Below are 4,887 nucleotides of genomic sequence, written 5' to 3'. Positions count from 1 at the left end.
GTTGGCGAGTCTGTTCCAGCGGTTCAAGGAACAGCTTTTTCTTGCTCTCAAACCGCAATGCCGCACGCCATTCGCCATCACGCCCGTTGAAGACGAGGATTTCATCGCCGTCCTTCATCCGCAATACATTGGACAGATAGTTGACAGCCTCCGGACTCGTCTCCGCGCGCTTCCCGGCGGCAAGACTGTCGGTGACGTAGAGCCGCTGCATTTTGTAATTTGCGCGCATTGAATAACCGAAGGTTGGATTTAGCTGAGCGGAGGCAGGCGGCGCTTGACCGGCGACGACTTGACAATGGACGTGTTTGTCTCGGCCCTTTCCGATAGACGGTCGAGTATCATGTCGAGTTGTTCCATCGTCCGGAATTGTAATTTACCGACGAAGCAATCGTCACCTGTGACTTTGTCGCATTCAGTTATTTCCGGCGTTTCCTGTATCAGCTTTTCGACGATGTGCAGCATGCCGGGTAATGGCCTGACGCGTACAATAGCCGAAAGGCTGTAGCCGAGGGCGACGGGATCGATGTCGATCGTAAAGGAGCGGATCACTTTTTTCTCTTCAAGGCGGCGCAATCGCTCGGAAACGCTAGGCGAAGACAGGCCCACCTGATTGCTAAGTTCTTTTAGCGATATACGCGCATCATGAACAAGAATCTCGATGATAGTTCGGTCAAGATCATCAAGCATAATTTCCTCCTAAGGCCACTCGTTTGTTTCGCCTCAAATAAGAAGGTAAAGCGCGAGTTTTGCCTTTTGTGACATATATCAAATTCGTCACTTGGCGCATACCCTTGGCAAATCAACAAAAGGTGTTCGACATGGAAAAAGATGTGTTGAGAGGCAGCGTTGAAATGACTGCCGCCATGCTCATTTCAGGGACAATCGGCTGGTTTGTATTGATGTCAGGGCAACCGGTCCTGTCGGTGGTGTTCTGGCGCTGCGCCATTGGTGCTGTGACACTGCTCGCTGTCTGCGGGGCACTCGGGCTGCTGCGACGTGATGCCATTTCGCTGAAACTCTTCGGGCTTGCCGTTGTTGGCGGAATAGCAATCGTGTTGAACTGGGTTCTGCTTTTTGCCGCTTACTCACGCGCATCCATTGCCATCGCCACCACGGTGTATAACGTCCAGCCGTTCATGCTGGTTGGTCTGGGCGCGTTGATTTTCAAGGAAAAACTCACAGCCACAAAGCTCTTGTGGCTAGGTTTCGCCTTTGCGGGGATGTTGCTAATCGTCCAGGCCAAACCTGGAGGCGCTTATAACGGCTCCGACTACATGGTGGGCATTGCCCTGTCGCTCGGCGCAGCCTTTCTCTATGCGATCGCTGCTATAGTGGCCAAACGCCTGAAAGGCATTCCATCACACCTCATCGCCCTCATTCAGGTCTGCGTTGGCGTCCTGATGCTTGCACCATTCGCCGATTTCGCTCGACTTCCGCAAAGCACAGGCGAATGGAGCAGCCTCATAACGATAGGCGTGGTTCACACCGGCCTGATGTATATTCTGCTCTATAGCGCCATTCAGAAATTGCCGACACACATTACGGGCTCGCTTTCCTTCATCTATCCGATTGCTGCGATCTTGGTGGACTATATTGCCTTCGGACACGCCCTGCAGCCAAGCCAGTTGGTCGGGTCCGCTGTCATTCTGCTAGCTGCCGCGGCTACAAGCCTCGGCTGGACGTTCCGCAGGTCAATTCCGGTGAGTGTCAAGGCTTGATAGGCGCACGAGCGGGTTATAGCCCGCGCTCAGCGCCAGGACGGTTGAAGGCGGTGTGAGGAGCATAACATTGCGGCTGGGCGGATCAGATGGTGTGTACCCCTGCCAAGACCAGAGATACGTCACTCCTTCTTTTACAGCATAGGCATCTTCGCCACTGGCAATCATCGTCCCATTCGGTAAATCCTTTATCTGACCTTCGATGGGATGCCGCCGTTTACCACCCTTGGCATTTAGCCGTTCCCGGTGCAGGGCCGCGTCCATTGCAGGCGCAGGCTGGATCGATGTTTTATTCCCGTCAGCCCACGCCGCCTGAAAGGCTTTCGCCCGTTGCCGCTGGCAATAGAAGCATGGCCGGTGTCCCGCTGTGAGCGCTGTCGCCTCGTCAAAAAAGAACAACTCGGTCCAGCTTCGTCGCGCCATGACCTCCCGCCGCACACCTTTGAATTCGCAGACGCAGATGATCCAGGCTCGTGTGGCCCACCGACGCCTGAGCAAAGTGCGCGTCGCGGGATCGTGGATGATGCCGCGGTTTCCCATCAGCGCGCCACGATATGGCGCAGCGACAATATCGCCAAAAGGTGTGACGCGGTTTTGCAGGGTCATTTGACGGCTTTCGACTCTCGAGAGCACATGCTATCCGAGAACTCCCGTTATTGCGACCATCAGGCAGGCTGCATGCACGTTCTCGTCGTTCAGAATTATCAGAATACAGGCCTTGGCCAAGTCGGACGCGCATTGGAGGAAGCAGGTGTCGAAATCGATCTGCGTCAGCCCTATCTTGATCAAATCTTGCCAGACGACGATTTGGATCACGATGCGCTGGTCGTACTCGGTGGAGACCAGAATGCCCTTGCGGATGACACTCATCCCTATCTTCCCGGGTTGGCGCGATTGATCAAACGTTTCGGTGATGCCGACAAGGCGGTTCTTGGAATTTGCCTAGGCAGTCAGCTCGTTGCGCGCGGCTACGGCGCCGAAAATATTCTTGGCCGTCAGACCGAGTTCGGATGGCGCGAGGTGACTGGAATTGTCGAAGCGAAATCTGATCCCGTTCTTTCGGCTGTTCCGCAAAAGTTTCCAATCTTTCACTGGCACAGCGACACCTTTACGCTTCCTGAAGGTGCGGTACACCTCGCTTCAAGTCATATGACCCGGAACCAGGCATTTCGTATCGGTCGTGCTGTCTATGGCATCCAGTTTCATTTCGAGGCCGATACCAAGCTCGTTGACGAGTGGAAACGGGTTTTTCATGACCAGATCGAAAATATCGATCCTCATTGGCTCGTCAATTACCGCACCTATCTGGAGCGTGACGGGGCTGAAGCAGATGCGGCCGGCCTGGCGCTCGCTCGCGCTTGGGTGGCACTGATCTAGACCTGCATCGAGATTTCGTTGCAACTTGGCAACAGCCTAATTCCGAATCCGATTGGATGTCGGGATTCAGGTGAAGCGTGTCTCCAATTCACTAGTTGGTAATAATTGCGTCCTTTATTGGCCACACTGGTTAACTGGCATGAAGCCAGACCGATAGAAACCGATGGAAACGCCCGAAATGACCACCAAGAGTGCTGCACTTTTAACTGCCGTGATGCTCTCAGCCATCCTCTTCATGGGCGCAGGTCTGTTCTCGGTAGATGCCGGTAGCCATACCGTTTCCAGCGACGGTTACGGCGTGAGCACCTCTTCCCGCTGATAGCCAAAGTCTTTCACACGGCCTCCAGTAAAAACTTGTTCTCGGCGTCGATTGCGATCGCGCTGAGACGACCGCTGAACACCGCCCCGGTATCGAGGTTGACGCGGTTTGGCCTGATTTCCACGTCAGTGACGGGCGTATGGCCATGGATGATGACTTTCGGATAGAGCCGCGGCTCCCCAAGGAATTGCTCCCTGATCCACACGAGATCTTCCGGATCCTGACGATCTAGATCGACGCTCGGACGTATCCCGGCATGGCAAAAGAAAAAATCGCCAAAAATCATCGAACGCTTGAGGCCGCGAAGAAATTCTATGTGCCCGGGGGGAACTACGTCTAGCAGCGCATCCCGTCCCGCCGCTATCGACCCAAGATCGTTGAAATCGATGGAAACGCCATAGGAAAGCGCGGTCTGGCGACCGCCATTGTGTGCGAACATTCCATTGGGGGCGCCAGTCGCCAGAAACTCCAGAAAGCCGATATCGTGATTTCCTGTGATAGCCAGCATCCGGTGCGTCTTCTTCTGTGCACTGACCAAAAGATCAAGCACGCCTTTTGAATTGGGACCGCGATCGACATAGTCGCCAAGATGAACAATCACCCAATCGAAAGGTGGTGATTTCTCGTTCTCCGCCTGAATGCGCCGATGCATTTCCTGCAAAAGATCGAGCMGGCCATGCACATCGCCAATGGCATAGACTCGCAGCCTGTCGGGTCCCCGTGCATGTTTGAAATCAACTGTTTTCATTGTGCAATTGTCTTTCGCGTCGTAGTTGTGCGATATCTCGTCCAAGCGGATAATGTCATAGCGAGACATGCTGGAATAGCTGTAACAAGGGAAAGTTCATGTCCGGACTACTGATGCCGAAAGCCGACGACGCAACCATGTCGCGCCGTTCGGACATCGTTACGGCGCTGCGGGCAATAGTTCCGGGCGAGGGTGTCGTCGACGCCACCAATGCGATGCGGGTATTTGAGTCGGATGCCCTGACCGCCTATCGCCAACTGCCGCTGGTCGTGGTCCTGCCACAAACCGTGGCGCAGGTTTCGCGCGTCCTCAAATATTGCCATGATAACAATGTAAAGGTCGTGCCGCGCGGCTCTGGGACGTCCCTGTCTGGGGGCGCCCTGCCACTCGAAGACGCGGTACTGCTCGTCATGTCGCGCTTCAACCAGATATTGGAAATCGATTATCCCAATCGCGTCGCCGTCGTACAGCCGGGTGTAACCAATCTTGGCATCACCAAGGCGGTCGAACACGAAGGCTTCTATTATGCACCGGATCCATCTTCGCAAATCGCCTGCTCGATCGGCGGCAATGTTGCCGAAAACTCAGGTGGCGTGCATTGCCTGAAATACGGGCTTACCGCGAACAACGTCCTTGGCCTCGAAATGGTGCTGATCACCGGCGAAGTGGTCCGGCTTGGCGGCAAGCATCTCGATACGGAAGGCTATGATCTTCTTGGTTTGATG

Annotated in this window: 8 protein-coding genes; 4 read left to right on the top strand and 4 right to left on the bottom strand. The window is 54.7% G+C overall.

Annotation, left to right across the window (positions count from 1 at the left end; translation table 11 throughout):
- Both ACXJ5O_RS19080 and ACXJ5O_RS19075 read right to left on the bottom strand, forming a co-directional pair.
- Positions 1-229 (bottom strand): RNA methyltransferase PUA domain-containing protein (locus ACXJ5O_RS19080; protein ID WP_457301271.1); only part of this gene is annotated, 229 nt, incomplete at its 3' end.
- Between the two features lie 20 nt (positions 230-249).
- Positions 250-687: an Lrp/AsnC family transcriptional regulator gene (locus tag ACXJ5O_RS19075; RefSeq protein WP_114428303.1), complete on the bottom strand. Its 438-nt coding sequence runs from the start codon at positions 685-687 to the stop codon at positions 250-252.
- Positions 688-818: 131 nt separating this feature from the next.
- Between ACXJ5O_RS19075 and ACXJ5O_RS19070 the strand changes: the two genes are divergently transcribed.
- Positions 819-1,718 carry a DMT family transporter gene (locus tag ACXJ5O_RS19070; RefSeq protein ID WP_457301270.1) on the top strand — a complete coding sequence of 300 codons (900 nt, stop codon included), beginning with the start codon at positions 819-821 and terminating at the stop codon, positions 1,716-1,718.
- On the opposite strand, the gene ACXJ5O_RS19065 is transcribed toward ACXJ5O_RS19070, so the two are convergent.
- On the bottom strand, positions 1,692-2,324 hold the full coding sequence (locus ACXJ5O_RS19065; RefSeq protein ID WP_457301269.1) for a hypothetical protein: 633 nt from the start codon (positions 2,322-2,324) through the stop codon (positions 1,692-1,694). The two genes, ACXJ5O_RS19070 and ACXJ5O_RS19065, sit on opposite strands and share 27 nt — an antisense overlap.
- A 72-nt stretch (positions 2,325-2,396) precedes the next feature.
- On the opposite strand from ACXJ5O_RS19065, the gene ACXJ5O_RS19060 reads away from it, so the two are divergent.
- Together ACXJ5O_RS19060 and ACXJ5O_RS19055 are read left to right on the top strand one after the other, a co-directional pair.
- A complete protein-coding gene (locus ACXJ5O_RS19060; RefSeq protein ID WP_457301272.1) occupies positions 2,397-3,095 on the top strand; it encodes a type 1 glutamine amidotransferase in 699 nt (232 codons plus the stop codon).
- A gap of 178 nt (positions 3,096-3,273) precedes the next feature.
- On the top strand, positions 3,274-3,414 hold the full coding sequence (locus tag ACXJ5O_RS19055) for a hypothetical protein (RefSeq protein ID WP_183663811.1): 141 nt from the start codon (positions 3,274-3,276) through the stop codon (positions 3,412-3,414).
- A gap of 13 nt (positions 3,415-3,427) precedes the next feature.
- Here ACXJ5O_RS19055 and ACXJ5O_RS19050 read toward each other — a convergent pair whose 3' ends face one another.
- Positions 3,428-4,162, bottom strand: a complete 735-nt coding sequence (locus ACXJ5O_RS19050; protein WP_457301268.1) for a metallophosphoesterase — start codon at positions 4,160-4,162, stop codon at positions 3,428-3,430.
- A gap of 98 nt (positions 4,163-4,260) precedes the next feature.
- Between ACXJ5O_RS19050 and ACXJ5O_RS19045 the strand changes: the two genes are divergently transcribed.
- A partial coding sequence (locus tag ACXJ5O_RS19045; RefSeq protein WP_457301267.1) for an FAD-binding protein occupies positions 4,261-4,887 on the top strand: 627 nt, incomplete at its 3' end.

Source organism: Phyllobacterium sp. P5_D12 (assembly GCF_054049495.1).
This window is presented reverse-complemented; position numbering and strand designations above follow the sequence as displayed.

Coding starts and splice junctions, on each gene's coding strand:
- ACXJ5O_RS19055 (WP_183663811.1), top strand. CDS start 3,274: ATGACCACCAAGAGTGCTGCACTTTTAACTGCCGTGATGCTCTCAGCC.
- ACXJ5O_RS19070 (WP_457301270.1), top strand. CDS start 819: ATGGAAAAAGATGTGTTGAGAGGCAGCGTTGAAATGACTGCCGCCATG.
- ACXJ5O_RS19060 (WP_457301272.1), top strand. CDS start 2,397: ATGCACGTTCTCGTCGTTCAGAATTATCAGAATACAGGCCTTGGCCAA.
- ACXJ5O_RS19065 (WP_457301269.1), bottom strand. CDS start 2,324: ATGACCCTGCAAAACCGCGTCACACCTTTTGGCGATATTGTCGCTGCG.
- ACXJ5O_RS19075 (WP_114428303.1), bottom strand. CDS start 687: ATGCTTGATGATCTTGACCGAACTATCATCGAGATTCTTGTTCATGAT.